This is a genomic window from Lysinibacillus sp. Ag94, assembly GCF_023242215.1.
In the GTDB taxonomy this organism is placed as follows: domain Bacteria; phylum Bacillota; class Bacilli; order Bacillales_A; family Planococcaceae; genus Lysinibacillus.
Genome location: NZ_CP096780.1, coordinates 2874424 through 2900213, shown reverse-complemented (window position 1 = coordinate 2900213; position 25790 = coordinate 2874424). Strand labels below are relative to the sequence as shown.

The window sequence follows — 25790 nt, the reverse complement described above, 5'->3', positions numbered from 1 at the left end:
AAAATCCTCTCCAGCATTAAGTTGGAGAGGATTTTCTTTGCCTTATGAAAGGCGGCCGCTATAGTCTTCGAAATTAAATTCACGAATGACTTTAATGCCTTCTTCATCGTTATAAGAAACGATTGATGGAAGATTTACGCCATTAAACATATGATTTTTTACCATTGAGTAATGTGCCATATCTGTAAATACTAGACGATCGCCTGGTTGTAAAGGCTGTTCAAATGAATAATCACCAATTACATCACCAGCTAGACAAGTAAGCCCGCCTAGACGATATGTGTAAGCTAGCTCATTTGGTTGACCAGAGCCAATAATCATTGGGCGGTATGGCATTTCTAGAACATCTGGCATATGGCAAGTTGCCGAGGTATCTAAAATTGCTAGGTCCATACCGTTTTTCTGTACATCGAGAACAGTTGCTACTAAATAGCCTGTATTAAGTGCAACAGCTTCACCTGGCTCTAAATAGACGAGAAGGTTATACTTGTCTTGAATGTAATTAATGATATTCACAAGCTTTTCAACATCATAATCCTCACGAGTGATATGGTGACCTCCACCAAAGTTTAACCATTTCATTTGATGTAAAACATCACCGAATTTTTCTTCGACAACTTGTATAATACGCTCTAACGTATCTGAGTTTTGCTCACACATTGCATGGAAGTGTAAGCCATCGATACCGTCAAGCTGTGACTTGTCGAAGTTGGCTAATGTTGTGCCAAGACGAGAATTTGTGTAGCAAGGGTCGTAAAGTGCTGTTTCAATTTCAGAGTACTCAGGATTGATACGAATACCGCATTCAATTGTTTTACTAGCAGACTTTACTTTGTCCTTATATTGATTCCATTGGTTAAATGAATTAAACACAATATGATCAACATAGCCAAGAAGCTCGTCCATTTCATGTTCGACGTAAGCTGGTGCATAGACATGAACTTCTTTGCCCATTTTTTCATAGCCGAGTCGAGCTTCAAATAATGAGCTAGACGTAATACCTGCTAAATATTCACCTACTAATGGGAACGTGGAATGCATTGAAAACCCTTTTAAGGCAAGTAAAATGCGGCAACCTGTGCGATCTTGAATTGATTTTAAAAGTTCTAGATTTTTTGTTAATAATCGTTCATCTACTACGTAAGAAGGAGATGGAACCTTTGAGAAATCAATTGGCTTCATCGACTTAATTCCTTTGCATCTAACTCTAGGTCAAGTAATTCTGGATTATGGCTTTCTTGCCATGGTAGACCCCATTTATTTAGTGCATCCATGAATGGATCTGGATTGAAATCTTCGACATTCCAAACGCCAGGTTTACGCCATTGACCGTTCATCACAAGCATTGCACCAATCATTGCTGGTACACCTGTTGTGTAGGAAATTGCCTGTGAACCAACCTCGTTATAGCATTCCTCATGGTCACACACATTGTAGACATAATATGTTTTTTCTTTACCATCTTTTAGACCGCGAATGATACAACCGATATTCGTTTTTCCTTTTGTACGTGGTCCAAGTGATGCTGGATCAGGTAGTACAGCTTTCAGGAAGTGAATTGGTTGAATCATTTGTCCTTCAAATTCAATAGGCTCAATAGAAGTCATACCAACATTCTCTAATACTTTTAAATGTGTTAAGTATTTTTCAGAGAATGTCATCCAGAAGCGGATTTGCTTTAAGCCTTTAATATTTTTAGCAAGTGACTCTAGTTCTTCATGGTATAAAAGGTAAATATCTTTTGGTCCGATTTCTGGTAAGTTATAAACCTCTTTTTTCTCAAGTGGTGCAGTTTCAATCCACTCGCCTTCTTTCCAGTAACGACCATTCGCAGTAATTTCACGAATGTTGATTTCTGGGTTGAAGTTTGTAGCGAAATGGTAACCGTGGTCACCGGCATTTGCATCCACAATATCTATGTAGTGGATTTCATCAAATTCATGTTTTTGTGCATGAGCTGTAAAAACGCCCGTTACACCTGGATCAAAACCGCTACCAAGTAAAGCAGTTAAACCAGCTTTTTCGAACTTCTCTTTATAAGCCCATTGCCATTTATATTCAAATTTTGCCGTTTCAGGTGGCTCGTAGTTTGCAGTATCCACATAGTGTACACCTGTCGCTAAGCAAGCATCCATAATCGTTAAGTCTTGATAAGGTAGTGCTACATTAATAACAACTTCTGGTCCGAAGGCTTTAATTAGCTCAATAACCTCTTCCGTATTGTCTGCGTCTACCTGTGCGGTATGAATCTTTGTTTTTCCGCCATCTAGTTTTTCTTTTAGAGCGTCACATTTTGAAACAGTTCTACTTGCGATACAAATCTCCTCAAACACGTCCGAATTTTGAACACACTTGTGTACCACAACGCTGGCTACTCCGCCAGCTCCTATAATCAATGCTTTACCCAATTGTCTACCCCCAAATTCATATAAGTATTGTCAAACAAGCTGATTATACAGAAAATTGAATTACTACTCAATCATTCTTTTTAAATTTTCTACAAAATTTTTTATTTTTCAACAATAATGTAACGTATTCAGAGGGGAATGCCACGAAAAAAATGCATTTCGTGAAAAAAATTCCCTTAACTCTGATGTAGAAAAGGGAAAATCATATTTTGTTCAATGGCAGCGTTTGGGGAAATCTGAGGGGACTTCAAGTAGTCTAAAACCACCCGAGTTATTTAAAAAAACGATTCGATATTTGTTGTTTTTCATCCCCCCATAAATAAAAAAAGATCAGTAGTAAAGTGCTTAAAAACCCCATCACAAGGGCATATGTGCTGATGGCCACATCTACTTGACTTTGCATAGCGTAAATGAAAATAGCTCCTAGTGTTAACAAATTTCCAATAATAAGCGATACAAAATGAAATCGTTTATTCATAGCACAAGCCCTCCAATATACATGTTTTTCCAAAAAAAATCACTTCAATTATCTCACAATTCAGAACTTTATCCAATGCTTTTTTTATCTGGGGATTGACTAAGAGTCGGAAAAGCATGAGTTAGCTGCGGAAAGGCAAGAGTTAGCGTGGGAAATCCAAGTCTTAGCGTCGAAAAGCATGTCCAAGTGTCAAGTCCTTAATATTGTGTAAAATTTTATACAAAGTTTTTCAACCCTGATTTAAGTTTTCCTAAATTTCACATCTTGCGTTGGAATTCGCCGCTAAACCATAAAGTTTCGCTGCCTAACAAGCTTTTTCGCGATTCTATCAGCGATGTTCGTGGTTCTATCAGCGATGTTTGCGGTTCTATCAGCGATGTTCGTGGTTCTATCAGGGATGTTTGCGGTTCTATCAGCGATGTTTGTGGTTCTATAGGCGATGTTCGCGATTCAAACAGTGGAAGGTATGACTAAGCGTCGGAAAGTATCCCTAAGCGGCAAAATGCATGACAAAGCGGCGAAACCCCGTGCAGAGCAACGCGAGTATCGGACGCCCCCGAGAACGAACATAGTCGAAACGGAAATTAACCTTTATAATCAACATTAAATTAAAAGAATTATAGAAAAATTTTTTCTATTTCGTTTGTTTTAGATTTAAAGATGGTAAAATACCTATATTACTTTTCTTTTGGTGAAGGTGAGGATTTTAATAGTGATTAAACAGTTTGATGAGCAAGTCCAACAGATAAATGAATTATTTTTAAATGGTCATGTGAAAGAGAGCTATCAATTAGCCAAAGCAATGTTAGCTAATAATGCGTTTACAGAACATGAATCATTTCCAACAATTCAACAGCATGTCGCATTGCTGGAAGCGAACGGTTATGCAAATATGCCTATTCCTTCCGCTGAAAAAGTGAAGCAAAGTGTTGAACGAGCAGATGGCTCCTACCCAGAGCGTGATGTCCTCGCTGCCTATATTGGAAGTGAGGATGAACAGCAATTCGGTAAAGTAGTAGATGAATTATTAGCTGGATCGGTCGAGGCACAAGCGAATGCTTACTATACAATGGCTGAATATTTTGCTCTTGCGAAGGAGCATGATAAAGCACTTGTACAATATGCGGAAGCGATAAAACTACAGCCAAATAAAGCTCTATATTGGGGAGCGTTCGCACAGTTTTTGAGTCGAAATGAAGGCAGTCCGTATTTGGCACTACGTCTTATTGAAGAAGCTATTCAGTTAGATGGCATGAATCCTCGCTGGTATTATATTCAAGGAAATATTTTTTTACAGCTAGTCGCAAGTACAAAAAATTTAAGCTATTTACCTGCTCTAGAAGAAGCATGGGACAGGGCTAAAAAGCGTTGCTCTGCCAAGCAAGTGGGTTTGAAGGTGGACATTGCGAAAGCTAATGACGTGCTAGCGCAATGGAAAAAGCAAATGTTGTAATCATGTTTTTAGTAGAAAAAAGCTCAGATAAGACTAAAAAAACTTAAATAGCAAATAAGAATAGGTGTCCCAATAATATCATACAAATAAATTAGTAAAGCATCAGCATATAAAAAATGAATATTTATTAGCAAAAATGACCTTTTGTGTATTTTTATGCTATAATACAAGTATAAACGGACGTATGAAACCTATTTTATTACATGAAAGAAGTGTTTAGTTGAGTCTATATGTAGCGTATGTATTGGTAGGACTTGCGATTGCCATGCCTGTTGGGGCTATTACAGTAGAAATGACAAAGCAAGGACTAAAAAATGGCTTTATGCATGGTTGGGCTGTCGGTCTTGGTGGTATGACAATTGATTTTGTATTAGTTTTTGCATTGTATATGGGATTGGCTTCCATTTTAGCAATGCCTATCATTCAAATTCCTATGTGGATTATAGGAGCGGGCTTTTTATTCCTTTTAGGGCTGGACTCTATAAAAAATGCTGATCATGATATTACGCTTGCAGGAGAGAAAGTGACAAAATCATTTTTTACTTCTTATCGCAATGGTTTACTAGTTGCAATTTCACCTGGAAATTTAGTATTCTGGGTAAATGTTTTCGGTGTTGTACTAGCTAAATCATATGGGCAAGGACAGTCAGCAAACTTTTTAGTGATTGCGGCAGGGGTCTTAAGTGGCATATTGTTGCATGATATTGGCTTGATGACCATTGTTTCAGTTACCCGTAAAGCGATGAGTCGTAAGGTCATTAAGTCGCTCACGATGGTTGCAGGCGTTTTATTAATAGGCTTTGCCGGGTATTTTATTTATGAATTTATACAAGCTATTAAGAGTTATATATGAAAAGTGCGATCCAATACGATCGCACTTTTTCAATTATCCGTATTGCCCGTCAGTAAAAGATGATAGTCTCACTATGCTGAAATCTCGGTATTTTCATGGATACAAACTAAAATTTCTTCTGCTACTTGATGTGCTAAAGAAAGCTCAGAAGTGAAGCCTACACATGAACAATTCATTTCCCCTAAAATATAGCAATCTTCGCCAGCTTCGTTTGTATCAAGCATGAAATCGGCAGTCCATATAAGTGGTAAAGCATAATTGCCCAGTAAACTAGTTACGTGTGGTAGCTGAGTTAAAAAGTTTTGGACAAGCTCTTCCCAATCCTCTGGTGCATCATAGCGATATTGCGCACCCGAGAACAGTGTCGCACTAAATGCGTCCGCGGAATTTGCCGGTTTTTTATGTACTACGTTAATTGGTTTATTTCGTAACATAAATAAGCGGATTTCGCCCTCAGTAATACGAGGAAGAAAGCGCATATCAATGAGCATGCCATTTGGACCAGTAATATAGCGCTCACAGAACGTCATGAAATCACTTAGTTTCCAATATTCCACATGATTATCCCGTGCTTCTGTACATTTAATCTCCGCATCAAGTGGTACTTCTGTAATTCCCTCAGCAAGAGGTTCAACAAGTTTTACTCGCCATATACCTTCTCCTGTCGATCCACGATTTTGTTTTAGGACGCGTTCAGTAATAGCAAGAGAGGTAGGGAACTGCGCTTTAAATGCTTCAATTGTATAATATGCAAATGTATCATCAGGCACTAAATTCGTTGAGGCCAGTTTTGTTAATGCATCTTTAGAACCATAACCAATCATTGCATCAGGGTGTGGCATACCGATGACACCTGCATGACAAAGTTCACGCAACATATCGAAGTACTCTTGTTCATGCTGTAAGTTTCCTGGATTAATACGTGATACATAGGCAATACCATGTTCTTTGACGTAATGAAAAATTTCCTCTTTTTTTGTTACATCAAAGAAAATGACTTCTGCATCCTGTCCACGTTGTTTTAGTGCATTCACCATTGGCATTGTATCTTGTCGGTAGCCGTCAGGGCCTTTATCTGTGCCACCACGGACCTCGAAAAAAATAACCTTTTTATCCATAAAAATCCCCCCTTGAATGATGATATTTTCAGTATAATAGACAGCAAAGGAAAAAAGATATATATAATATGTAAATTTTATGTGGGAATTCATAGTTTATAAAATTTGTATAGGAATTTATGACTAATGATTTCGAAATTATCCTAAATTGGTTAAGGCTTCCGCACGATTCTTTTTCTGAAAAACTGTAAGATACAAGATCATGCCGAGAATCAGCATTGTCCCAATAAACTGAAAGCTCCCAAAGGCAATTTTAAGCCAGAAAACACTTGTAATAACGGCTGTTAGAGGCTCAAGACTACCAAGTAAACTAGTTTCTTTTGGCGATAAATAATGTAAACTTGCAATATAAAACCAAAATGCCAACATTGTCCCGAAAATTACGATAAACAGAAAGTAAGCGATTGTAGAAAATGCCCAGTTTGACAGATCAATTTGCCATGGCTGATGGAAAAGACTCATCACAATCCCGCCAATAAGCATTGACCAGCCTACAACTAACAATGAATGAAACTGCTGTAAAAGCGAAACGGCATATAGCGTATAAAAAGCAGCTGAAAGACCAGATAATATCCCCCAAAATACGGCCATCGTTGGAACAGAAAGTGTAGACAACGAGCCATTTGTTAGTAATAAAAAAGTACCAATAAGTGTTAGCGTCACAGCTATTCCATCCTGCCTTGTCAATTGACTGTGCTTCGTGATTAAATAATAGGCCATAATAAAGAGTGGTGCTAAGTATTGCAATAATGTTGCTACAGCAGAGTTGCCTATAGCTATGGACATCATATACGTATATTGAACGGCCAGCATTCCAAGTAAACTAAATAAAATTTGTCTAAAAGCATTGTGCTTTGTTCGCCACATCACAAAAATAGACGCATGACGATGCGTAATTTTATAGGCAGTTATAAGTAAAAGGCCAGCTAAAAGAAGACGACTAGAAACAAGCCAGCCAACCTCTATATTTTCCTGCTGAAAAAGCTTTTGTGCGACCGTACCCCCAATACCCCAAAAACTTGCCCCTAGAATGACAAGAATATAACCAAGTGTACGATTTTTTTGTGCAGATTGATTCATCTTAAAACATCTCCTAAACTATCAATATAAAGAAATTATAAGGAATATTTAACAGAAGAAATATCGATTTAGTGACTTAAAAATATCAATATATTGAGGTGAACAAAGTAATGGTGTTAACACATATCAAAATTGCGAAAGATTTACAAGAGCTAACGTTACATGGGACGAAGGAATTTCCAGTTGCCTTATATGAGACGGTTATGCGATTAGATAGTCTGGATTTTTTACCGTTACATTGGCATAAGGAAATTCAATTTGTTTATGTGAAAAGCGGTCGTGTGGAATACCGAGTAGGAGCAGATGTCTTTGTACTTGAGGAGGGAGAGGGACTATTTGTCAATGCATCAGGTTTACACGAAGCAAAGCCGTTTCAAATAGAGCGGGCTACAATTTTCTGTATTAATGTGGACCCATTGCTATTAGGCGGACACAAGAGCAGTATTTTTACTACTAAATATGTGCTGCCGTATATAACGAGCAATAGACTGCCCTATGTAAAGCTATCAGATCAGTTGGCGCAAAAAGTTGAAATAGTGGCGAAATTACTGCAAGAGCAAGCCGTATTTTATGAGCTAAAGGTATGGAGAGAGTTATTAGCCATTTGGGAAACTATTTTGTCACAATCAATGCTAACAGAAGAAATACTTGATCCAGCAATGATTGTCCAGCATGAACGAGCGAAAGATATGCTTGATTATATCCATGCTCATTATCAAGAGAAAATTTCTTTAGAAAATTTAGCCGCACATGTATTTTTAAGTCGTGCAGAATGTAGCCGTTTTTTCAAAAAAATGGTCGGCATCACACCATTCACATATTTACTACACTACCGTCTGCGCAAAAGTATGGAGCTATTACGTGATAGTGAGGAATCGATCACCACAATTGCTACAACAACAGGCTTTAGTACAGTAAGCTACTATATTGATAAATTTAAGAAATATACAGGGTACTCCCCACATGTTTATCGTAAACAATTTTTTGATAAAAGATAGCGGCGTATAATTGTTCGAGGCAAGGGGATATCTGTAGAAAAGAAGCAAAGATGTGATATATTTTTGAAAATTATCGGAATAGACCATACTGTTAATAGCTGAACTTATTGACAATGATAACCATTTAAAATAAAGTAAAGTTAATAATAAAGTTACCTTTACTATTAACTTTACTTAAAGGATGGATTGAGTGATGACAAAGGATAAAGAACTTATATATATGCTTGTGGAGGAAATAAATGAAGCTATTTATTCAATGGATAGCCATTTCATCAAGTTACATCAAAACTTAATTAGTGATGAATTATCCCCTAAACAAATAATTCTTTTAGATTTTATTAAAAAAAATTGTCAAGTGACGATTGGACAGATTGCGAGTTATATGAATATAACTTCAAGTGCTGTTGGACAATTGGTTAGTAAACTTGAAGAGCAGCAATATGTATGTCGGAGCATTAATCCTGAAAATCGACGTGAAATATTTGTAAGTCTTGATACTTCAGGCATTACATATTTTGACAGAGAAGAAGTAGTAAAACGATTTATTATTTCGAGATATTATTCCAAGCTTGAATTAAGTGAGGTCGTGCAATTAAAAGAGATTGTGCAGAAGCTCAATCAAATTGTATTAAAGGAAGGAATTATCCATGAAATAAATGATAAAGGAGAGATGTAACATGGTTGCATTAAAGAACAAGCAAAATATATGGCTAGCATGTTTGTTACTCGTACTTGCCAGCAATTACACGCTTTATAACACTGGACTTGGTGTATCGATTTTACCAACTGAAACAAATGGAGTTGTTATTGGCTCATTAATTGATTTTGTTCTTGTTATACCTGTTTTATTTCTGCTGTATAAAGGAAAGTTTTCTATAAAACAAGCGGTTATTTTAGCAGCAGCTGGTTGTATTGCAGCCCGTTTTATTATCCCAATAGAACATCTGCAGCCATTTGTAGCCGTTACTTGGACTGGGTTTGCGATTGAAGGTACACTTCTATTATTAGAAATTTTGCTAGTTGCAACGCTTGTTCGTTACATGCCAAGGATTCTAGCGGATGTACGATCAACTACTATTCCCGATTTGTTCTCATTTCCAAAAGCAGTTGAAAAACATGCACCGAAGCATCCTATTATTCAGATGTTTTGTGCAGATTTTGTAGTATTTTACTACGCTTTTGCTAGTTGGAAGAGAAAAGAGCGACCTGGTTTAACCTTGCATAAAAACTCGAGCTATATTGCATTTATCATTATGCTAATCCATGGGACAGTTATTGAAACAATAGGGATTCATTGGTGGCTACATGAAAAATCAATCGTTCTTTCGATTTTATTACTTATTTTAAATGTATACACTGTTCTATTTTTTATAGCGGATATGCAGGCCATTCGTTTAAACCCTGTCCATGTAACATCTGATACATTATATTTGTCTTTAGGATTGATGAAACGAGCAGAAATTCGCTTTGAGCAGATTGAAGAACTTATTGAGGATAAGGAACAATTGGAAAGAAAATTATCCAAGGATACAATTGATTTTATAGCACGTGATTTTGAAGCGGCATATCCACAGTTTATTTTAAAAATGAAGGAGCCTGTGGAAGTGACTTTCATGTTTGGCCTGAAAAAACGTTACAACAGTGTAGCCATTAAAGCTGACCAAGCACAGGAATTTAGAAAAATGCTTATCCAAGGAATTGAAGATAATAAATAATAAACAACGGGTGCTAGCAAACAAAGCTGGCACCTGTTTAATTTAGACATTAGGTCGGGTTGATTTATATACGTTGATTGCCCGGGAAAGCGCCTATTTGGAGTAGGAAATGTTTCTGATTTCGGGATTTCCAGAAGAGTATCGTTTAGCGTTTACTGATAGGGGACATTCCGGTGGCTAAAGATATATGGAAAAGAAGCAATAACCCACCTACTTAATCTAGATGGGCTATTGCATTTAATATGTCTTCACACACCGCTTCCCAAAATTGTTGCTGTACAGAATCGCAATACACATATAGCTCTTTATTTTGGACATGCTCATATAGCTCAGAAATCGCTTCTTTATGAAAATGGAGTCGATGATTTAATGCTTCTCGTTCTTCCTCAATACAAAACGATTTATACATTTCTGCGAGACGTTTAAGCTTTGCTAATTTTTGTTTCGTTCCTTCGTATTGTGTTTGATGAAATCGTCCTGCTGCGGTAGTCATAGAGATCTTTGCCCGATGCTCGGTATTTAACGTTCGCAATTCTTCCTGACGAATAGCCACACGATACCAAAACTCATAGCGAATAGGTAAGTCTTTTAGCTCGTATGTGAGCAAGGATTTTAAAATATAGCTAACATGCTCATAAGAGTCTATAGTCTTTTCTGATTCTTTAAACATACCAAACATACAGTCACCCCCGTTTAGTTTAATACTACGAATGAAGGGTAAAATCCTTTAAATTTCCTGTAATATTCATGTAAGTAATGAAACAATGAAAATCTCTGGATATTAATAGAAAACAGCTAAAATACAAGCTTAAGTTAGTGCGTTTACAAAAAAATAAATCTTGCTACATTTACTTATGTAACAAGACTTAAAAAGTTGAATGATAAAATTAAATAAAGTTTATTTTTTGAGGTTTAGTTTTTTTTATTATTCCCGCTACTAACAAAATCCATAGTGAACTGTTTCCAACAGAATGGGTTACAAAAGAGGCCCATGTTGAATTAGTAAACTGGGCGATCCATGGAGCAATAAGCATGCTAGGAAGCATATTGATAAAATGCCACTTCAAACAAGCATGAATAACCCAAGCCCAAAGTAATCCATTTACTACCCAAGCCCAGTTTCCGAAAATCTCTTGTTGAATAGGAAGGAAAAAACCTCTCCACATTATTTCTTCACTAAGCATAGCAAAAAGGTGTAACGGAATAAATATGGTTATCATTTTTTTGTTAAAACGTCTACTATGTAAATAGTTGACCTTCGTTCCGACTGGGCGACTCCTTGGGGATCAGCAATAGAGGAACGAAGGCTAAAAGCATCACATCCTGTGATAACGCCTTCGTGACCAACATCGTGCTGCTGTCGCTACGTTGCACTCACGCTTTCGCGCAAAAAACATCTGTTGGCCCGAGACACGGAATAAATATGGTTATCATTTTTTTGTTAAAACGTCTACTATGTAAATAGTTGACCTTCGTTCCGACTGGGCGACTCCTTGGGGATCAGCAATAGAGGAACGAAGGCTAAAAGCATCACATCCTGTGATAACGCCTTCGTGACCAACATCGTGCTGCTGTCGCTACGTTGCACTCACGCTTTCGCGCAAAAAACATCTGTTGGCCCGAGACCCTGCAGCGAAGCGAAGCGGCTCATCGAACGCCCCCAGGAAGCTTTGCTCTGTGCGAAAGCGAAGCGACAGCAACAAATGTTTTTTCTGTGCGAAAGCGAAGCGACAGCAACAAATGTTTTCTGTAGCGAAAGCGAAGCGACAGCTACAAATGTTTTTTCTGTGCGAAAGCGAAACGACAGCAACAAAGCGCCCAGTCGGAACGGAAATCAACCACACGTTTTGGTGATGATCCAAAATATTTTTCCATGTCCAAGTATTTCCCTCTAAATGATACAGGAAATAAACTCATTACAGGAAACCATAGAAAGAACTAAAAAGCATAAATCAATGGTACACCCTTTTTAATGAATAGCGGTGTTCCGTAATAAACACCATAGTATACTAACGAACCTGTTATGCCGAAAATGAGTAACTGCACCAGATAGGACATTTGAAGTCTCCTTTTATAAAGAGGATATATTTACAAATAACATATAAGCACAAATTGTAATATTTTTCTATATATTTTTTTCGTCAACCAGCACTAGATTTTGCCATACGGTAAGAATCTAGTGTTTTTATGATGAAAAAAACGGATAAGTTATCACAAAATTCTCTATCTTTTGCAAAGAAAAGGGCTGTTTTTGAAGAAATATGGAAATAGCATTTACAAAATAAAAATAAATGTGTTAACTTAAAAAATGTAAACAGTTAACTTAAAAGAGGGGGAGGGTTAACGATGCAACATTTTTGGGTGGTTGGTACAGATACAGATGTCGGTAAAACGGTTATCACTACATTACTGATGCGTCAATTACAAAAGCATGATTTACAAGTCACACCTTATAAGCCCGTGCAAACTGGCGAGATAAATGAGAATGGGCATGGCTATTACTACGATACAGCAATGTATGAAAAGTATTCATTACAAAAACTAAAGCAAGAAAATTTAAATGGCTATTCGTTTAAGGAAGCTGCATCACCACATTTTGCTGCACAACTGGAGGGGCAGCAAATAGATGTGGCATATTTATTACGGCAAATGCAGTTGTTACAGGAAGCATACGATGTCGTGATTTGCGAGGGAGCAGGGGGGCTGTTTGTCCCGTTAGATATATATGGAGAAAATACGCTTCTTGATGTCATCATTCAAAGTAAGCTTCCAGTCGTACTTGTCACGCGAACAACACTAGGAACGATTAACCATACATTGCTTACACTCGAGGCGTTACATGCTCGTAATGTTGAAGTTCTTGGCATTGTATTTAACGGAGACACAGGTAGTCAGATGGAACAAGATAATGTCAATACAATTCTACAACATCATGATTTGCCATATGCGACGATCCCAAAGCTTGGGGATATTTCACGGATTGTTGACTATTCTATTTCTCACACTTCTTTGCTTGAAAGGTTGGTCAAATATGAAACAAGCATTAACTGAATTGCAGACGAGAGATTTACAGCATGTTTGGCATCCGTGCTCACAAATGAAGGACTATGAGCAATTTCCGCCAATTGTTATTCAAAAAGGACAAGGGGTATGGCTTTACGATGAAAATAATAATCGCTATTTAGATGCCGTATCTTCCTGGTGGGTCAATTTATTTGGACATGCGAATCCGCGTATAAGTCAAGCATTAAGCGATCAAGCGTTTACATTAGAGCATACAATCTTTGCGAATTTTTCACATGAGCCTGCCATTAAGGTGGCAGAAAAATTAGTCGCTTTAACGCCAGATGGTTTAAATAAAGTATTTTTTGCAGATAACGGCTCTTCTGCAATAGAAGTCGCATTAAAAATGAGTTTTCAATATCATATGCAGACGGGAAAAACGACGAAAAAGCGTTTTTTGGCTTTAACAGATGCTTATCACGGTGAAACACTTGGTGCCTTATCTGTTGGTGGAGTAGGGCTGTATAACGAAGTGTATCAGCCGCTTTTATTGGATACAGTACGTGCACAAGGACCGGATTGCTTCCGATGTCCTTTTCAAGAGAATCCAGGAAGCTGTCAAGCCCAATGTATACAGTTTGTTGAAGAGGAGCTTAGTCAGCACCATGAAGACATTACAGCTATTATTATTGAGCCACTCATTCAAGCAGCTGCAGGCATGAAAATGTATCCTCCACTATACTTGAAGCGATTACGAGAGCTTTGTACAAAATATGATGTGCATTTTATTGCAGATGAAATTGCAGTTGGCTTTGGACGAACAGGGACATTATTTGCCTGTGAGCAAGCGGGTATTGCGCCAGATTTTATGTGCTTATCAAAAGGTTTAACGGGTGGTTATTTGCCACTATCTGCAGTTTTAACGACTGATAATGTCTTCAACGCATTTTATGATGATTACGGTACAATGAAAGCGTTTTTACACTCTCATAGCTATTCCGGTAATACACTTGCTTGTCGTGTAGCCTTAGAAGTTTTGACAATGTTTGAAGAGGATCATGTGATCGATATGATACAAAACAAGGGTGAACGGATGCGAGAGTTAGCTATGAATGCATTTGGGGAGTTGCCGTTTGTTGGGGAATATCGACAAGTAGGACTAGTTGGTGCCATAGAATTAGTCGCCAATTGTGAAACAAAGGAACCGCTACCGAGTGAGGAACGAATCGGTTATCAAATATATAAACGTGCGTTAGCAAAGGGCTTACTCATTCGCCCTCTCGGCAATATATTATATTTCATGCCTCCATACATTATATCGGATGATGAAATGCGTTTTATGATTGATACAACAAAAGAGACGATCATGCAATTTTTTAAGGAGCGGGAGGGAGTAAGTTGTTCAAACGACAATCAACACTGTCACTTGTGATGATTGCGATGTTTGCCGCTTTAACCGCAATCGGTGCATTTATTAAAATACCGCTACCAGTAGTGCCCTTTACATTACAAATAGTTTTTGTATTTTTAGCAGGCAGTTTGCTCGGCAGTCGCAATGGATTGCAAAGTCAGCTTGTCTACATAGGGGTTGGTTTAGTTGGTTTGCCAGTTTTTACGCAAGGTGGAGGCATCACTTATGTATTGCAACCAACATTTGGCTTCCTTATCGGTTTTGCACTGGCCGCTTTAGTAATTGGTTTCATGATTGAAAGAGTGGATACGCCAACGAAAAAACATTTTATCGGTGCAAATATTGTCGGGCTTTTTATTATTTATGCAGTAGCAGTTCCATATTTATATGTGTCATTGAATTTTTGGTTACATATGAAAACGAGCTGGTCACATATTTTCATAGTTGGCTTTTTAAACAGTATTGTTGCAGATTTTTGCTTAGCAATCGCTTCTGCATTTTTGGCCGAGCGACTTTACAAAGTATTTAATTCAGCAAGGACAATAACTTCTTTCAGCAGAAGTCTCCCACCTCTATGATGTGAGAGGAATGCAGAGTTAAGTTATTTTCAGCAAATATCAAACATGAGCTGATATAGCCTCAGGAAGATTTCACGCAATTATACAAGTAGAGAGGGAGATGTTTAAATGAATTGGTTACAGTTAGCAGAGGAAGTTATTGCAGGGAAAATCATTAGCAATGAGGAGGCTCTTGCTATTTTAAATAGTGAAGATGATGAGCTTTTAAAGGTAATGGACGGTGCCTTTGCTATTCGTAAGCACTACTATGGGAAAAAAGTAAAATTAAATATGATTATGAATGCTAAGAGCGGTTATTGTCCAGAGGATTGTGGCTATTGTTCACAGTCATCTAAATCAACTGCACCGATTGAAAAATATCCATTCATTACGAAAGAGGAAATTTTGGCAGGGGCAAAACGAGCATTTGACAATAAAATTGGCACTTATTGCATCGTGGCAAGTGGTCGTGGGCCAACCCGAAAGGATGTCAATGTTGTAAGTGAAGCTGTTACAGAAATTAAAGAGAAGTATGGCTTAAAAGTATGTGCCTGTCTTGGCTTATTAAAAGAAGAACAGGCACAGCAATTAAAAGAGGCAGGGGTGGATCGTTACAATCATAACTTAAATACATCTGAACGACATCACTCCTATATTACTACGTCTCATACGTATGAAGATCGTGTTAATACGGTTGAAATTGCGAAAAAGCATGGAATATCACCTTGCTCAGGTGCCATTATCGGTATGAAGGAAACAAAGGAGGATGTCGTGAATATTGCGCGTGCACTTCATCAATTAGACGCGGATTCCATTCCGGTTAACTTCTTAAATGCGATTGATGGCACGAAACTAGAAGGGACGAAGGAATTAAATCCACGCTATTGTTTAAAGGTTTTAGCGTTGTTCCGTTATATAAATCCAACAAAGGAAATTCGTATTTCAGGTGGTCGTGAAGTCAATCTTGGGTCACTTCAGCCACTAGGCTTATATGCAGCAAACAGTATCTTTGTTGGGGATTATTTAACAACTGAAGGACAAGAAGCAAACAGTGATTATCGTATGCTTGAGGATTTAGGCTTTGAAATTGAATTAACGGAAAAACAAGCAGCAATTTGCTAACTAAACTTATGGAATGAAATCTACTACTACTTAATTATCATCGAATTGGAAAGTCGTATGTGCATCGTGGAAAAGGCGTACATACGGCTTTTTTTGTTGGACGGATAAAATCGTAGAAATGCTCAGGTAGGGTAAAGTGCTCGGGTTCGTCGGGGAAATGCTCAGGTGGGCGATAAAAGTACTCGGGTTCAACGGGAAAATGCTCAGGTACCAAGAAAAGTGCTAACATTTGCTGAAAACCTGATTGGTATATAAGAGATCAAAAGTTACGGATGCTAAAACGAAAAGAACTGTTTTTATGCCTTAAAAAATCAGATTTTCACAAATTGTTCAATGAAAGCGTTTTGAAATTGAACAGTTTGTGAAGGGCTTCACATAATACTTTATTTTTGAAAAAATCGGCGTAAAATAAGAATTAAGTAAGGGATTGTTATAAAACGGTTTGAAAAAAGTATCACGGTTTTAAGTGGTTGTTATATTACAAAAAACGAATTAGAGGGGAGAATTTAGCATGTGGGTTATTACAGTTTTTGATAAAAAGGACGTTCGGATTTTTGAGTATACAAACAAAGATGAGGCGACAAAGGCTTTAGCGAAATTTAAGAAACATGCAGTGTTAACATATACAAAATAATTTTACATGAAAGTAAGCAACCCTTTTCGACGCTATAGCGCACGAAGCGGGTTGCTTCTTACGTTGCACAGATGTTCTTATAACACTATTCACGAATAAAAGAGCCATCGAACTAATTAGGCCAAGCTGATTATGATGATATTTATAATAATGTAGTTTCAATAATATCATCATCGTGTTGTTTTACGTTCTGTGATAAAATTTTCTGTCAAAGACTATAGATGGCTTTGAACATAATTTGCATGATAGTATGTAAACTTTAATGAAATTATTTATCTGTTGGGGAAGAAGTTAATATGATGAGAAATAAGCAAAGATGGTGTGAAAATTTCACACCATCTCCAATAACTTTTAAATGACTTTATAAAATGCTACCTAAGCGTTTAATACCTTCTCGGATGACTTCAGGTGTTGCATTCGTATAGTTTAGGCGCATTGTATTAACATCAGTTTTTGATGTATAGAAAGGATCGCCAGGTACAAAGGCTACTTTTTGCTCCATCGCTTTATGGAAGACATCTACTGATGAAGTTCCATTGTTCATTGTAGCCCAAATGAACATTCCACCGTCTGGTCGTGTGTAGTCCACATGTGCTGGGAAAAACTCTTCCATTGCATTTAGCATAGCATCTGCTTGATTTTTATATAACGCTATAATTTTCTGAACGTGTTCCATATAGTCATTGTTTGCTAGATAATCATAAATGACATATTGAGCGAAAATATTTGTGTGCAGGTCAGTTGCTTGCTTGGCTGTTTCGATATGCTGCAGTAATTCTTTATTTTTTGTAATGATAAAGCCAAGACGCATTCCTGGTGTGACCGTTTTAGAGAAAGAACCTAGCAAAATACTATTTTCTAATTTACCAGCACCAATGTACGGTAGTGGCTCACCTTGGAAGCGTAATTCTCCATATGGATCATCCTCAATTAACGCTACATCCTTATATTTTGCCATGATTTCGCAAATTTGCTGACGTTTTTCTCTAGAATACGTAAGGCCTGTTGGGTTTTGGAAATTTGGAACTGTATATACGAATTTTACATTTGGCTGTTGTAGTGCATTCTCTAACTCTTCTAAGTTTAATCCATCATTTTCGAGTGTTACACCATAGAAAGTTGGCTCACTTAATGTGAAGGCTTGAATGGCACCTAAGTAACCGGGCTCCTCGATGACGATACCATCACCTTTGTTAATAAGTACTTTCCCAATTAATTCAAGAGCCTGCTGTGATCCAGTTGTAATAAATACATCGTCAGCATGGATATCTAGTCCGTGCACACGTTGATATTTTGCAGCAATGTACTCACGTAAAGGCGCATACCCTTGCGTAGAAGAGTATTGGAAAAGACGACTGCCATTTTCCGTAATGGCATGGTTCGCAGATGCCTTTAATGCTTCAATTGGGAAAGAGATTGGGTTTGGAAGCCCCCCTGCAAAAGAAATGACATCCTCAGAATCAGTTACTTTCAAAATATTTCGGATGAATGAGGACGGGGTATTTAAAATCTTTTCTGAAAATTGCATAATTTTTCATTCCTTTTTTCTGATTTTTTAAAAATTATATCATTGCCATCATATGCATACAATATTATCATTGTATGCAAGACAATGAAATATTGTATGCAAAAATTGAGAGAGAAGGAGCTTAGCTTAGAATATGCCAGTTAATTCGTTTGAAGAATATCCAATGAGTTGGAAACCGGACATTAGTAAAAGTTCGGCTCCATTATATATAGCAATAGCTGAACAGCTGGAACAAGATATTAAGGATGGAAAATTATCGCCAGGCACCAAGCTACCTCCTCAGCGTGAGTTAGCTGATTTTTTAGATGTTAATTTAAGCACGATCACGAGAGCTTTTAAACTTTGTGGTCAGAAGGGGCTTATCTATGCTTCAATCGGAAATGGTACATTCGTTTCATCTGATGCAGCGACAAACAAAATGTTATTACCAACAAATAAATCTTCTCAGATGATTGAAATGGGCCCTGTATTGCCAGAAAATCATGCGAATGAGGATATTACACGTTATATGAAAAAGATGATGAATGATCCTCATTTTAGTAAATTATTTCAGTACGGACGACCGGAAGGAAATGCGTGGCAAACGGAAGCGGCAATGAAGCTTTTGGAAAAGGTCAATTTTCAAACAGATCAACCTGTATTGCTTGGAGCGGGGGGACAAAATGCGATTGTTGGCACGTTAGCTGCGTTGTTTCAGCCAGGAGATCGAATTGGTACAGATCCCATTACATATGCAGGTATAAAAACAGCTGCAAATATGCTTGGTATTCAATTAGTGGCAATCCAACAAAGAAACGGTGAAATGACAAGGGAGGGGTTATTATACGCTTGTAAAAATGAGCATATAAAAGGTCTTTATGTTATTCCAGATTTTCATAATCCAACTACCCATACAATGTCATTGGAGACAAGAAAAATGATTGCGGAGGTTGCGAGGTGGAAAGGCTTAATCGTCATTGAGGATGCGATTTATAGTTTTCTTAAGGAGAAGCCGCTTGCACCAATAGCGTCCTATGCTCCAGAAAAGGTTATTTATATTGCTAGTGTATCAAAAACCATCTCACCTGGCTTACGACTATCCTATATCGTTACACCGCCAGCGCTACGAAAAAAAATAATGGAAACACTGTATAATATAAATATTTCAGTGTCTCTCATGATGGTGGAGCTTACAGCAAGGATGATTCATGATGGCGTTGCACAGACAATTTTAGAGAAGCACCGATTGTATGCCAAGCAGCAAAATGCCCTTGTCGATCAATATTTAGGGGAATATAACATTTTAGGAGAAGAAGAATGTATTTTCAGATGGCTTATACTCCCCGAAAAATTCACCAGCATTCAGTTTGAATTACTAGCAGCAAAAGCTGGTGTGCAAGTGTATGCAGCCGAACGTTTTGCTGTAGGAAATGCGAAGCTAGTAAATGCAGTTCGTTTGGCCATCACTGCACCTGAAGATCAGCTTGAACAAGCACTCATCATTTTGAAGGAATTACTTGAAAGTGATGGTGACTATACATTTGTTGATTAATGTAAGGAAAGCTTATAATAGAAGTATCAAACAATAGCGTATAAAGGACGTAAATGAATAGTATTTATGTGCATGACCCTAGTCTAAAAGGTAAGCCAAAGTAAATGAGGAGATAGAACATGAATAAAGGAAGAATCATTTTACATATCGACCTTAATTGCTTTTATGCCTCTGTTGAACAAATATATGATCCCTCATTAAAAGGGAAACCCGTAGCCATTGCAGGTAATCCTAAAGAGCGTAGAGGTATTATTATTACGTGTAGTTACGAAGCAAGAGCGAGTGGTGTTTATACAACTATGAATGTCGGAGAGGCGCGGCGAAAGTGCCCAGAGTTAATAATACTTCCTCCTAATTTCGAACGGTATAGAGCTGCGTCCAAATCATTTTTTAATTTGTTGAAAGAGTATAGCGACATTCTCCAACCAGTTTCGATCGATGAAGGATATTTGCAACTTCCAATAGTAGATGGCCAAAATGTACTGCAACACGTACAAAATATGCAAAATAGAATCTGGAACGAATTGCAACTCCCTTGTTCTATCGGGATTGCACCGAATAAATTTTTGGCGAAAATGGCAAGTGATATGAAAAAGCCAATGGGTATTACAATACTTCGAAAGCGTGATGTTCCAACAATATTGTGGCCGATGAATGTCATTGAGATGCATGGGGTTGGCAAAAGTACAGCGGAGAAATTGGGGAATTTAGGTATTCGAACAATTGGACAATTAGCTATAGCTGATGAATATGTATTAAAGCAAAACTTCGGTATTAATGGTTTACGAATGAAGCAAAAGGCAAATGGTGAAGATGATAGGCCTGTTGATCCAGAAGCTATATATGATACGAAAAGTGTAGGGAATTCAACAACACTTTCTCATGATACGACTGATAGAGATGAACTATATAAAGTAATCGCAACACTTTCTGAAAAGGTAGCGGACAGATTAAGGGCCAAGAAGCTTGCTGGCGTTACAGTAAGTATCATGATCCGTTCAGCTGATTGGGAAACTTGTACACGAAGTAAGTCCATCAATAACGCGATTCATGCAAAAGAGGATATCGTTGAGCATGCCTGGTATTTATTTAATAAGCATTGGGATGAGGAACCTGTACGATTACTAGGTGTTACCGTATCGAATGTTAGTGATATTAAAGAAACGACACAACAGCTAACGTTATTTAACTTTGAAGAGCATGTAAAAGATGAACCCATCATTAAACTGGTAGATCAAATCGAGCAAAAGTTTGGAAAAGGAACAATTTTGCGGGGTTCAGATATTGCCAAACCAGTAGGGAAATATCAAGCAAATACGAGTTTTAGTAAAGACTTTTGGGATGAACATAAGTAGAATAAATGATCAAACTTTAAGGATCAAACAGAAAACCGTCATTTCGATTTTAACCTTTTTTTTGAAATGGCGGTTTTCTATTTGTATTCAGAATCAAAGTAGCTTATTTAAGTGGAAATATTATATGTTCGTAGAAATTTCATTTTCCTTTTGTTTATAGTCTTCGCGACGATTTTTGATGTTTTGTAATACACTATCTAGCACATTCTGTTCAGCTAGCGTTTGATAAAGGACATTTTGTACCTCTGCCGCTTCCTTGTTTTCTTCTTGGTTACTTAGAAATTCACTGTATGTTCCCATATATTCATGATAATCAATATTAGAAAGTGTCTTAGCAGCAATTTGGTTGTGTTTAGTTAACGCAGAAGTAAACTGTTTACGTGCCTCAGCTGGTTGGGCAGGTATTAGTTTGATTTTACCTTTTGTATCTGAGTCTCCTGTGAAATCAAGGAATTGATAATCGAACGCCAATGGTTTAGCAAGAGCGATATGAGCGTGAAGAGCAACAGCATGGTCAGGAAGTCTTTCAGTTATCTCACGAAGGATATCGTTTCCTTTGTCAAGATAACGACTGCCATCGAATGCAAGAACACGGCCTACTTCTTCAGAGAAATAGTCTTGAGCAAGGAATTCTTGATCGTAGCCTGTAGGTGGTAAAACTCGAAGTCTTAAGTTATTTGATACGATGTTATGGCCGTTTATTTGCATAGCTACTTGAATGTTATAAAATCCTGGGTCATCGATTAACCAGCCATTTTTCCCTACAGACGCGAAAATCGTTTCGTACAGTGATTCACCAGGCATTATTACCTTGTTCTCTTTGTTCCACAAATATTGAACATGAGGTAGTAGTCGTCGTCCTTGTTTTCCATCTTTTTTAACGAGTACAGTCATTCCGTATAAATCGGACAATATATGTTTATTGATGGACTGAGGTTGATTCGAAGTATTCGTTAGTTTGATTTCAATAACTGTAGGTTCTAACCATTGGAATATTGGTGATTTACGGTTAACCCTCAATTCAAGATTAAAAGAAGGGTGAATAGACATGTTTGGTTGCTCAAAACCATGATCTACAGCCCAGTCAGCATTACCCATTTGTACGAAGCGCTCAGGTGCATGTCGCATAAACAACAGTTCTTGATCACTAAAACGATACTCAAAGTTTTTAAAGAACTCTTTGCCACCAGATTTACTATCATAATTGTAAGGATAATTCATAAAGCTTAGAGCCTTTGGTTCTGGGATAAGAGGGCGCTCCAAAGGTTCCCAAGGATAACCTAGGTGTTTTTGCCAAGAGTGCAGCAGATTAAAAGCATGTCCCATCTCATGGCAAGCACACCAAAAACGATAGCGCTGTACAAAAGCTTCAGGAGCAGGGTCACCTTTAGGTGGATCGGCAATAAATGAATTATTAAAAATGGCAGTCCCTTGACGATGATTAGGACCTATGCTATCAAACATAATACCGCCTAGACCATGGCCTTCTTCAGCTTCCGAATTTGCAAAGAATGTCCACATGGACCATTGGGGCTTATTATCAAAGTGCGACCAGTATACTTGCATGGCATCATGCATCTCTTGAGTGTTCCACTTTTTATCAGTCCCTGCATAGTCTTTGGAAACAATATTATTACCATCTGATATTTTCACATCAAACCCAGTGCGTTTGAAAACCTCTGAAATTGACAAAGTTTCATCCGGCAAAGATGCAGGCTTGTCTGGATGAGCGTGAGTTTGATAGGTAGTAACTGGCGTTGTATCTTCTTCAGCATCAAATTCAAATTCCACAGGGTGGAAGTAAGGAGATTGAAACTGGAAAGTGCTAGTTCTGTCTATCTCCCCTCCGATTAGAAACGCAACTTCTGCAGTATGCTGTTCAGGTAATGAACCGCGTGTTACTTGTATTTTTACATTTGTATAAGGAAATGATTGGTTGTCGTCTAAATATTTATTTCGAATATTGCCTGTCCATGTATCTGGACCATTCGCTGTTAACTTAGCAATCCAATGAATAGTAGAAGACTGGTTTGAACTAATAGTGCCACTTGCTACCATTTGTGGGTAGAATCCGTCGACATCGATGCGAAGTTCCTCACGGATTTGCTGCTCACTCCATACATATAAGCCACTAATTGGTGCGAGGGGAAATTCTCCTAAACTGGAAGGGGTAATGGCTTTTACTTTTGGTTCGTTCGTTTTGTTTTGATCCATCTGTATTACCTCCATGTTTATTATTTTTTGTCTTTCTTCCTCAATCCCAAGAGCCACAATGCTATGTTAAAAAATGTAAAAGGTGTTTCAAATATTATATATGCAGCAGAAACTATAAATATGACACTATAAATAATAAAATTAATACAGTGGATAAAATGAGAGAATAATCTAATTATTTCCCAAGAAATACAAGAATGAAGAAAGAAGGTGTGGTCATGCATTTTAAAGAGTACGGAGATATACATAAGCCGCTTATACTGTTGATTCATGGGGGTGGTGTTGGAGGGTGGATGTGGGATAAACAAGTCCAATACTTTTCCGATTATCATTGCGTTGTACCAGAATTAATAGATAACGTGGCTAAAAATAACTCTAATTTTTCAATTGAAGATAGTGCTAAAACCCTTCTATCATTAATAGAAGAAAAAGCAAAAAATAAATGTGTCATAGTAGTTGGTTTTTCATTAGGAGCTCAAATTGCTATTCAAATGGTTAGTCTAAAACCGCAATTAATAGACTTTGCCATCATCAACAGTGCTTTAGTGACACCATCCACAGTTGCAAAAAAATGGATTAGACCAATGATTAAATTAACTTTTCCCTTAATAAAAAATAAATCCTTCGCCAAGCTTCAAGCTAAAACATTGTATGTAGATGAAGAATATTTTGAGCAATATTATGAAGATAGTTCAAAGATAAAAGTAGATAACCTAATAAAAATATTGCAAGAAAATATGTCTTTTGCCATCCCACATGATTTTTCAAAAGCTCGATGTAAAATCTTGGTAACTGTCGGTGAGAAAGAGAAAAGCAACATGAAAAAATCTGCGATCCATCTTGTGAATAGCAATCCCAATTGTCAAGGTGTTGTGCTATCGAACATCGGCCACGGTGTCTCATTAGCGCATCCTGAGTTCTTTAACCGTTTTGTAGAAGAGTGGATGAAGGATGGTAAGTTACCAGAAGGGAAGGTTATCAATTATTGCATCGATTAATATTTCCTCAAACAGGCTATTGATGGAGAATGGAATACTACAACAAATGAATAAGTGGTAAAATGTAGTAATGTGTTAATTTCAAAAATCTGACCTAGGGAGAGAAGCGCAGATGGGGAAGAAGAAAAAAACCTTACCGAAAAATTTTGATGAACTAATTAAAGTAGGTGATATATCAGCATTAAAAGAGGTATTTTTGCAATGCGAATTAGATGCCCGTGGCGGTTACAGTAAATCAACAGCTTTGAGCTTTTTCAATATACCGAATGAATTGATCCGCTGGCTTGTGGAACAAGGTGCTGATATAAATGCTAGTGACAGTTACGGAAGAACAGCTCTACATAAACATGCAATAAGTAGGCGCGGTAATATTGATTTGCTGCTTGAATTGGGTGCAGATATAGAGGCCATTGATTATCAAAATGAGACACCTCTATTTGCCGCAGCAGATTCATTTAATCCAAATGCAGTTTACACATTAATGGCCAAAGGCGCAAATCTCAGCGCAAAAAATAAGATGAAACAGACGCCCTTAGAAAAAGCTTTGGCAATGTGTAGAAACATAGATATTGTCAATATGGCGAAAATTGCCGATATTTTGCTTAACGCTGGAGCGACTGAAACGCAGAAAATGAAAGATTCTATTAAGCGAATTGGCAATGACTTTGAGTTTCACAGAGAAGGCTTTAATAAAGAATATTTGAATCAAACAGATGAGGCACTTTTACGTCTATATGAGCTATTTGATGTTCCTCCAGTAGGGAAACGAAAGACTCACGATGGCACCTCTCCAATAGCAGTATCAACAAAGGGATGGCAGGCGCAACATAATGAACTTTGGAATTTATTAATTCCTTCACAAGGACATGCGAAAACTGTACAGGGTGAGGTTATCCGTATTACAGGTAAAATATCATACGAAATTTTAGATAACGGCAGTATCAACTGGGATAATCAATTTTGTAAAATGCTTACCAGTTTAGATCATTACTTTAGCTTGGGTACGCCATTACATCCTGCTGCACTTCAGGAGACCAAAATATTAGCGAAAGAACTTCGCAACGGCAATGGTAGAAATGAACCTGTGAGACTATGCGAACTGGCAGTGCATTGGGTACTCAGCAATCCTAATCCAATTACTTTGGAACAGCCCGACTATAAGCGATAAACTTATGTACGACTTAATCAGCGTATATAATAAACATTTTAATGCACTATACATCCTTTTTTCTAAGTACACATCAGCTATGAAGAGGGATGAAATAAAGGGGGTTAATCAAACATGGCGGAACGCATACCATGCAAGACGGAAGACTGCAACGCAACAATTTTGC

23 protein-coding genes are annotated in these 25790 nt (G+C 37.5%); 14 read left to right on the top strand and 9 right to left on the bottom strand.

Annotated features, from left to right (window positions below; translation table 11 throughout):
* Nucleotides 1–42: 42 nt before the first annotated feature.
* The 3 genes from nspC to MY533_RS13365 form a co-directional block, all read right to left on the bottom strand.
* Complete coding sequence (nspC, locus tag MY533_RS13375) at nt 43–1182, bottom strand: carboxynorspermidine decarboxylase (RefSeq protein ID WP_248716363.1); 1140 nt, start codon at nt 1180–1182, stop codon at nt 43–45.
* Entirely contained in the window at nt 1179–2408 is a 1230-nt protein-coding gene (locus MY533_RS13370; RefSeq protein WP_132356621.1) for a saccharopine dehydrogenase family protein, read from the bottom strand. Before MY533_RS13370 ends, nspC begins: the two co-directional genes overlap by 4 nt.
* A 271-nt stretch (nt 2409–2679) precedes the next feature.
* Entirely contained in the window at nt 2680–2886 is a 207-nt protein-coding gene (locus MY533_RS13365; RefSeq protein WP_132356620.1) for a hypothetical protein, read from the bottom strand.
* A 712-nt stretch (nt 2887–3598) separates the two neighbouring features.
* On the opposite strand from MY533_RS13365, the gene MY533_RS13360 reads away from it, so the two are divergent.
* Both MY533_RS13360 and MY533_RS13355 read left to right on the top strand, forming a co-directional pair.
* Nucleotides 3599–4339: a tetratricopeptide repeat protein gene (locus MY533_RS13360; protein ID WP_248716362.1), complete on the top strand. Its 741-nt coding sequence runs from the start codon at nt 3599–3601 to the stop codon at nt 4337–4339.
* 220 nt (nt 4340–4559) lie between these two features.
* The gene (locus MY533_RS13355) at nt 4560–5192 is read left to right on the top strand and encodes a LysE family transporter (protein ID WP_142507145.1); all 633 of its coding nucleotides are present in this window, start codon (nt 4560–4562) and stop codon (nt 5190–5192) included.
* Between the two features lie 71 nt (nt 5193–5263).
* Here MY533_RS13355 and MY533_RS13350 read toward each other — a convergent pair whose 3' ends face one another.
* On the bottom strand, nt 5264–6310 hold the full coding sequence (locus MY533_RS13350) for a Cj0069 family protein (protein ID WP_248716361.1): 1047 nt from the start codon (nt 6308–6310) through the stop codon (nt 5264–5266).
* A 138-nt stretch (nt 6311–6448) separates the two neighbouring features.
* The gene (locus tag MY533_RS13345) at nt 6449–7390 is read right to left on the bottom strand and encodes a DMT family transporter (RefSeq protein ID WP_248716360.1); all 942 of its coding nucleotides are present in this window, start codon (nt 7388–7390) and stop codon (nt 6449–6451) included.
* A gap of 110 nt (nt 7391–7500) precedes the next feature.
* On the opposite strand from MY533_RS13345, the gene MY533_RS13340 reads away from it, so the two are divergent.
* The 3 genes from MY533_RS13340 (at nt 7501) to MY533_RS13330 (ending at nt 10103) form a co-directional block, all read left to right on the top strand.
* Nucleotides 7501–8388: an AraC family transcriptional regulator gene (locus MY533_RS13340; RefSeq protein ID WP_248716359.1), complete on the top strand. Its 888-nt coding sequence runs from the start codon at nt 7501–7503 to the stop codon at nt 8386–8388.
* A gap of 193 nt (nt 8389–8581) precedes the next feature.
* A complete protein-coding gene (locus tag MY533_RS13335; protein WP_248716358.1) occupies nt 8582–9064 on the top strand; it encodes a MarR family winged helix-turn-helix transcriptional regulator in 483 nt (160 codons plus the stop codon).
* Between the two features lies 1 nt (nt 9065).
* Complete coding sequence (locus MY533_RS13330; RefSeq protein ID WP_248716357.1) at nt 9066–10103, top strand: beta-carotene 15,15'-monooxygenase; 1038 nt, start codon at nt 9066–9068, stop codon at nt 10101–10103.
* A gap of 214 nt (nt 10104–10317) precedes the next feature.
* Here MY533_RS13330 and MY533_RS13325 read toward each other — a convergent pair whose 3' ends face one another.
* Entirely contained in the window at nt 10318–10782 is a 465-nt protein-coding gene (locus tag MY533_RS13325; RefSeq protein WP_248716356.1) for a hypothetical protein, read from the bottom strand.
* 208 nt (nt 10783–10990) lie between these two features.
* A complete protein-coding gene (locus MY533_RS22345) occupies nt 10991–11323 on the bottom strand; it encodes a CPBP family glutamic-type intramembrane protease (protein ID WP_371873253.1) in 333 nt (110 codons plus the stop codon).
* A 1126-nt stretch (nt 11324–12449) separates the two neighbouring features.
* Between MY533_RS22345 and bioD the strand changes: the two genes are divergently transcribed.
* From bioD to MY533_RS22155, 5 genes are all read left to right on the top strand, one after another.
* Nucleotides 12450–13154 carry a dethiobiotin synthase gene (gene bioD, locus MY533_RS13320; protein ID WP_248716355.1) on the top strand — a complete coding sequence of 235 codons (705 nt, stop codon included), beginning with the start codon at nt 12450–12452 and terminating at the stop codon, nt 13152–13154.
* The gene (gene bioA / locus MY533_RS13315) at nt 13135–14538 is read left to right on the top strand and encodes an adenosylmethionine--8-amino-7-oxononanoate transaminase (RefSeq protein WP_248716354.1); all 1404 of its coding nucleotides are present in this window, start codon (nt 13135–13137) and stop codon (nt 14536–14538) included. The genes bioD and bioA overlap by 20 nt, the downstream gene beginning before the upstream one ends.
* Nucleotides 14505–15095, top strand: a complete 591-nt coding sequence (locus MY533_RS13310) for a biotin transporter BioY (protein WP_248716353.1) — start codon at nt 14505–14507, stop codon at nt 15093–15095. The genes bioA and MY533_RS13310 overlap by 34 nt, the downstream gene beginning before the upstream one ends.
* 108 nt (nt 15096–15203) lie before the next feature.
* Entirely contained in the window at nt 15204–16196 is a 993-nt protein-coding gene (gene bioB, locus MY533_RS13305) for a biotin synthase BioB (protein WP_248716352.1), read from the top strand.
* A gap of 511 nt (nt 16197–16707) precedes the next feature.
* Nucleotides 16708–16830, top strand: coding sequence for a hypothetical protein (locus MY533_RS22155; protein WP_255504965.1), 123 nt, complete (start codon nt 16708–16710; stop codon nt 16828–16830).
* 361 nt (nt 16831–17191) lie between these two features.
* On the opposite strand, the gene MY533_RS13300 is transcribed toward MY533_RS22155, so the two are convergent.
* Entirely contained in the window at nt 17192–18358 is a 1167-nt protein-coding gene (locus MY533_RS13300; protein ID WP_248716351.1) for an aminotransferase-like domain-containing protein, read from the bottom strand.
* A 133-nt stretch (nt 18359–18491) separates the two neighbouring features.
* Between MY533_RS13300 and MY533_RS13295 the strand changes: the two genes are divergently transcribed.
* Together MY533_RS13295 and MY533_RS13290 are read left to right on the top strand one after the other, a co-directional pair.
* On the top strand, nt 18492–19889 hold the full coding sequence (locus tag MY533_RS13295; protein WP_248716350.1) for an aminotransferase-like domain-containing protein: 1398 nt from the start codon (nt 18492–18494) through the stop codon (nt 19887–19889).
* Between the two features lie 119 nt (nt 19890–20008).
* Entirely contained in the window at nt 20009–21244 is a 1236-nt protein-coding gene (locus tag MY533_RS13290; protein WP_248716349.1) for a DNA polymerase IV, read from the top strand.
* Between the two features lie 120 nt (nt 21245–21364).
* On the opposite strand, the gene MY533_RS13285 is transcribed toward MY533_RS13290, so the two are convergent.
* The gene (locus MY533_RS13285) at nt 21365–23458 is read right to left on the bottom strand and encodes a hypothetical protein (RefSeq protein ID WP_248716348.1); all 2094 of its coding nucleotides are present in this window, start codon (nt 23456–23458) and stop codon (nt 21365–21367) included.
* Nucleotides 23459–23670: 212 nt separating this feature from the next.
* Between MY533_RS13285 and MY533_RS13280 the strand changes: the two genes are divergently transcribed.
* Together MY533_RS13280 and MY533_RS13275 are read left to right on the top strand one after the other, a co-directional pair.
* Nucleotides 23671–24456 carry an alpha/beta fold hydrolase gene (locus tag MY533_RS13280; RefSeq protein ID WP_248719211.1) on the top strand — a complete coding sequence of 262 codons (786 nt, stop codon included), beginning with the start codon at nt 23671–23673 and terminating at the stop codon, nt 24454–24456.
* A 112-nt stretch (nt 24457–24568) separates the two neighbouring features.
* A complete protein-coding gene (locus MY533_RS13275; RefSeq protein WP_248716347.1) occupies nt 24569–25624 on the top strand; it encodes an ankyrin repeat domain-containing protein in 1056 nt (351 codons plus the stop codon).
* The last annotated feature ends 166 nt before the right edge of the window (nt 25625–25790 follow it).

Bases quoted from the DNA above. Each gene is read 5' to 3' on its own strand.
- nspC (WP_248716363.1), bottom strand. From the start codon at position 1,182: ATGAAGCCAATTGATTTCTCAAAGGTTCCATCTCCTTCTTACGTAGTA.
- MY533_RS13365 (WP_132356620.1), bottom strand. From the start codon at position 2,886: ATGAATAAACGATTTCATTTTGTATCGCTTATTATTGGAAATTTGTTA.
- MY533_RS13350 (WP_248716361.1), bottom strand. From the start codon at position 6,310: ATGGATAAAAAGGTTATTTTTTTCGAGGTCCGTGGTGGCACAGATAAA.
- MY533_RS13345 (WP_248716360.1), bottom strand. From the start codon at position 7,390: ATGAATCAATCTGCACAAAAAAATCGTACACTTGGTTATATTCTTGTC.
- MY533_RS13340 (WP_248716359.1), top strand. From the start codon at position 7,501: ATGGTGTTAACACATATCAAAATTGCGAAAGATTTACAAGAGCTAACG.
- MY533_RS13335 (WP_248716358.1), top strand. From the start codon at position 8,582: ATGACAAAGGATAAAGAACTTATATATATGCTTGTGGAGGAAATAAAT.
- MY533_RS13330 (WP_248716357.1), top strand. From the start codon at position 9,066: ATGGTTGCATTAAAGAACAAGCAAAATATATGGCTAGCATGTTTGTTA.
- MY533_RS13325 (WP_248716356.1), bottom strand. From the start codon at position 10,782: ATGTTTGGTATGTTTAAAGAATCAGAAAAGACTATAGACTCTTATGAG.
- MY533_RS22345 (WP_371873253.1), bottom strand. From the start codon at position 11,323: ATGATAACCATATTTATTCCGTTACACCTTTTTGCTATGCTTAGTGAA.
- bioD (WP_248716355.1), top strand. From the start codon at position 12,450: ATGCAACATTTTTGGGTGGTTGGTACAGATACAGATGTCGGTAAAACG.
- bioA (WP_248716354.1), top strand. From the start codon at position 13,135: ATGAAACAAGCATTAACTGAATTGCAGACGAGAGATTTACAGCATGTT.
- bioB (WP_248716352.1), top strand. From the start codon at position 15,204: ATGAATTGGTTACAGTTAGCAGAGGAAGTTATTGCAGGGAAAATCATT.
- MY533_RS22155 (WP_255504965.1), top strand. From the start codon at position 16,708: ATGTGGGTTATTACAGTTTTTGATAAAAAGGACGTTCGGATTTTTGAG.
- MY533_RS13300 (WP_248716351.1), bottom strand. From the start codon at position 18,358: ATGCAATTTTCAGAAAAGATTTTAAATACCCCGTCCTCATTCATCCGA.
- MY533_RS13295 (WP_248716350.1), top strand. From the start codon at position 18,492: ATGCCAGTTAATTCGTTTGAAGAATATCCAATGAGTTGGAAACCGGAC.
- MY533_RS13290 (WP_248716349.1), top strand. From the start codon at position 20,009: ATGAATAAAGGAAGAATCATTTTACATATCGACCTTAATTGCTTTTAT.
- MY533_RS13285 (WP_248716348.1), bottom strand. From the start codon at position 23,458: ATGGATCAAAACAAAACGAACGAACCAAAAGTAAAAGCCATTACCCCT.
- MY533_RS13275 (WP_248716347.1), top strand. From the start codon at position 24,569: ATGGGGAAGAAGAAAAAAACCTTACCGAAAAATTTTGATGAACTAATT.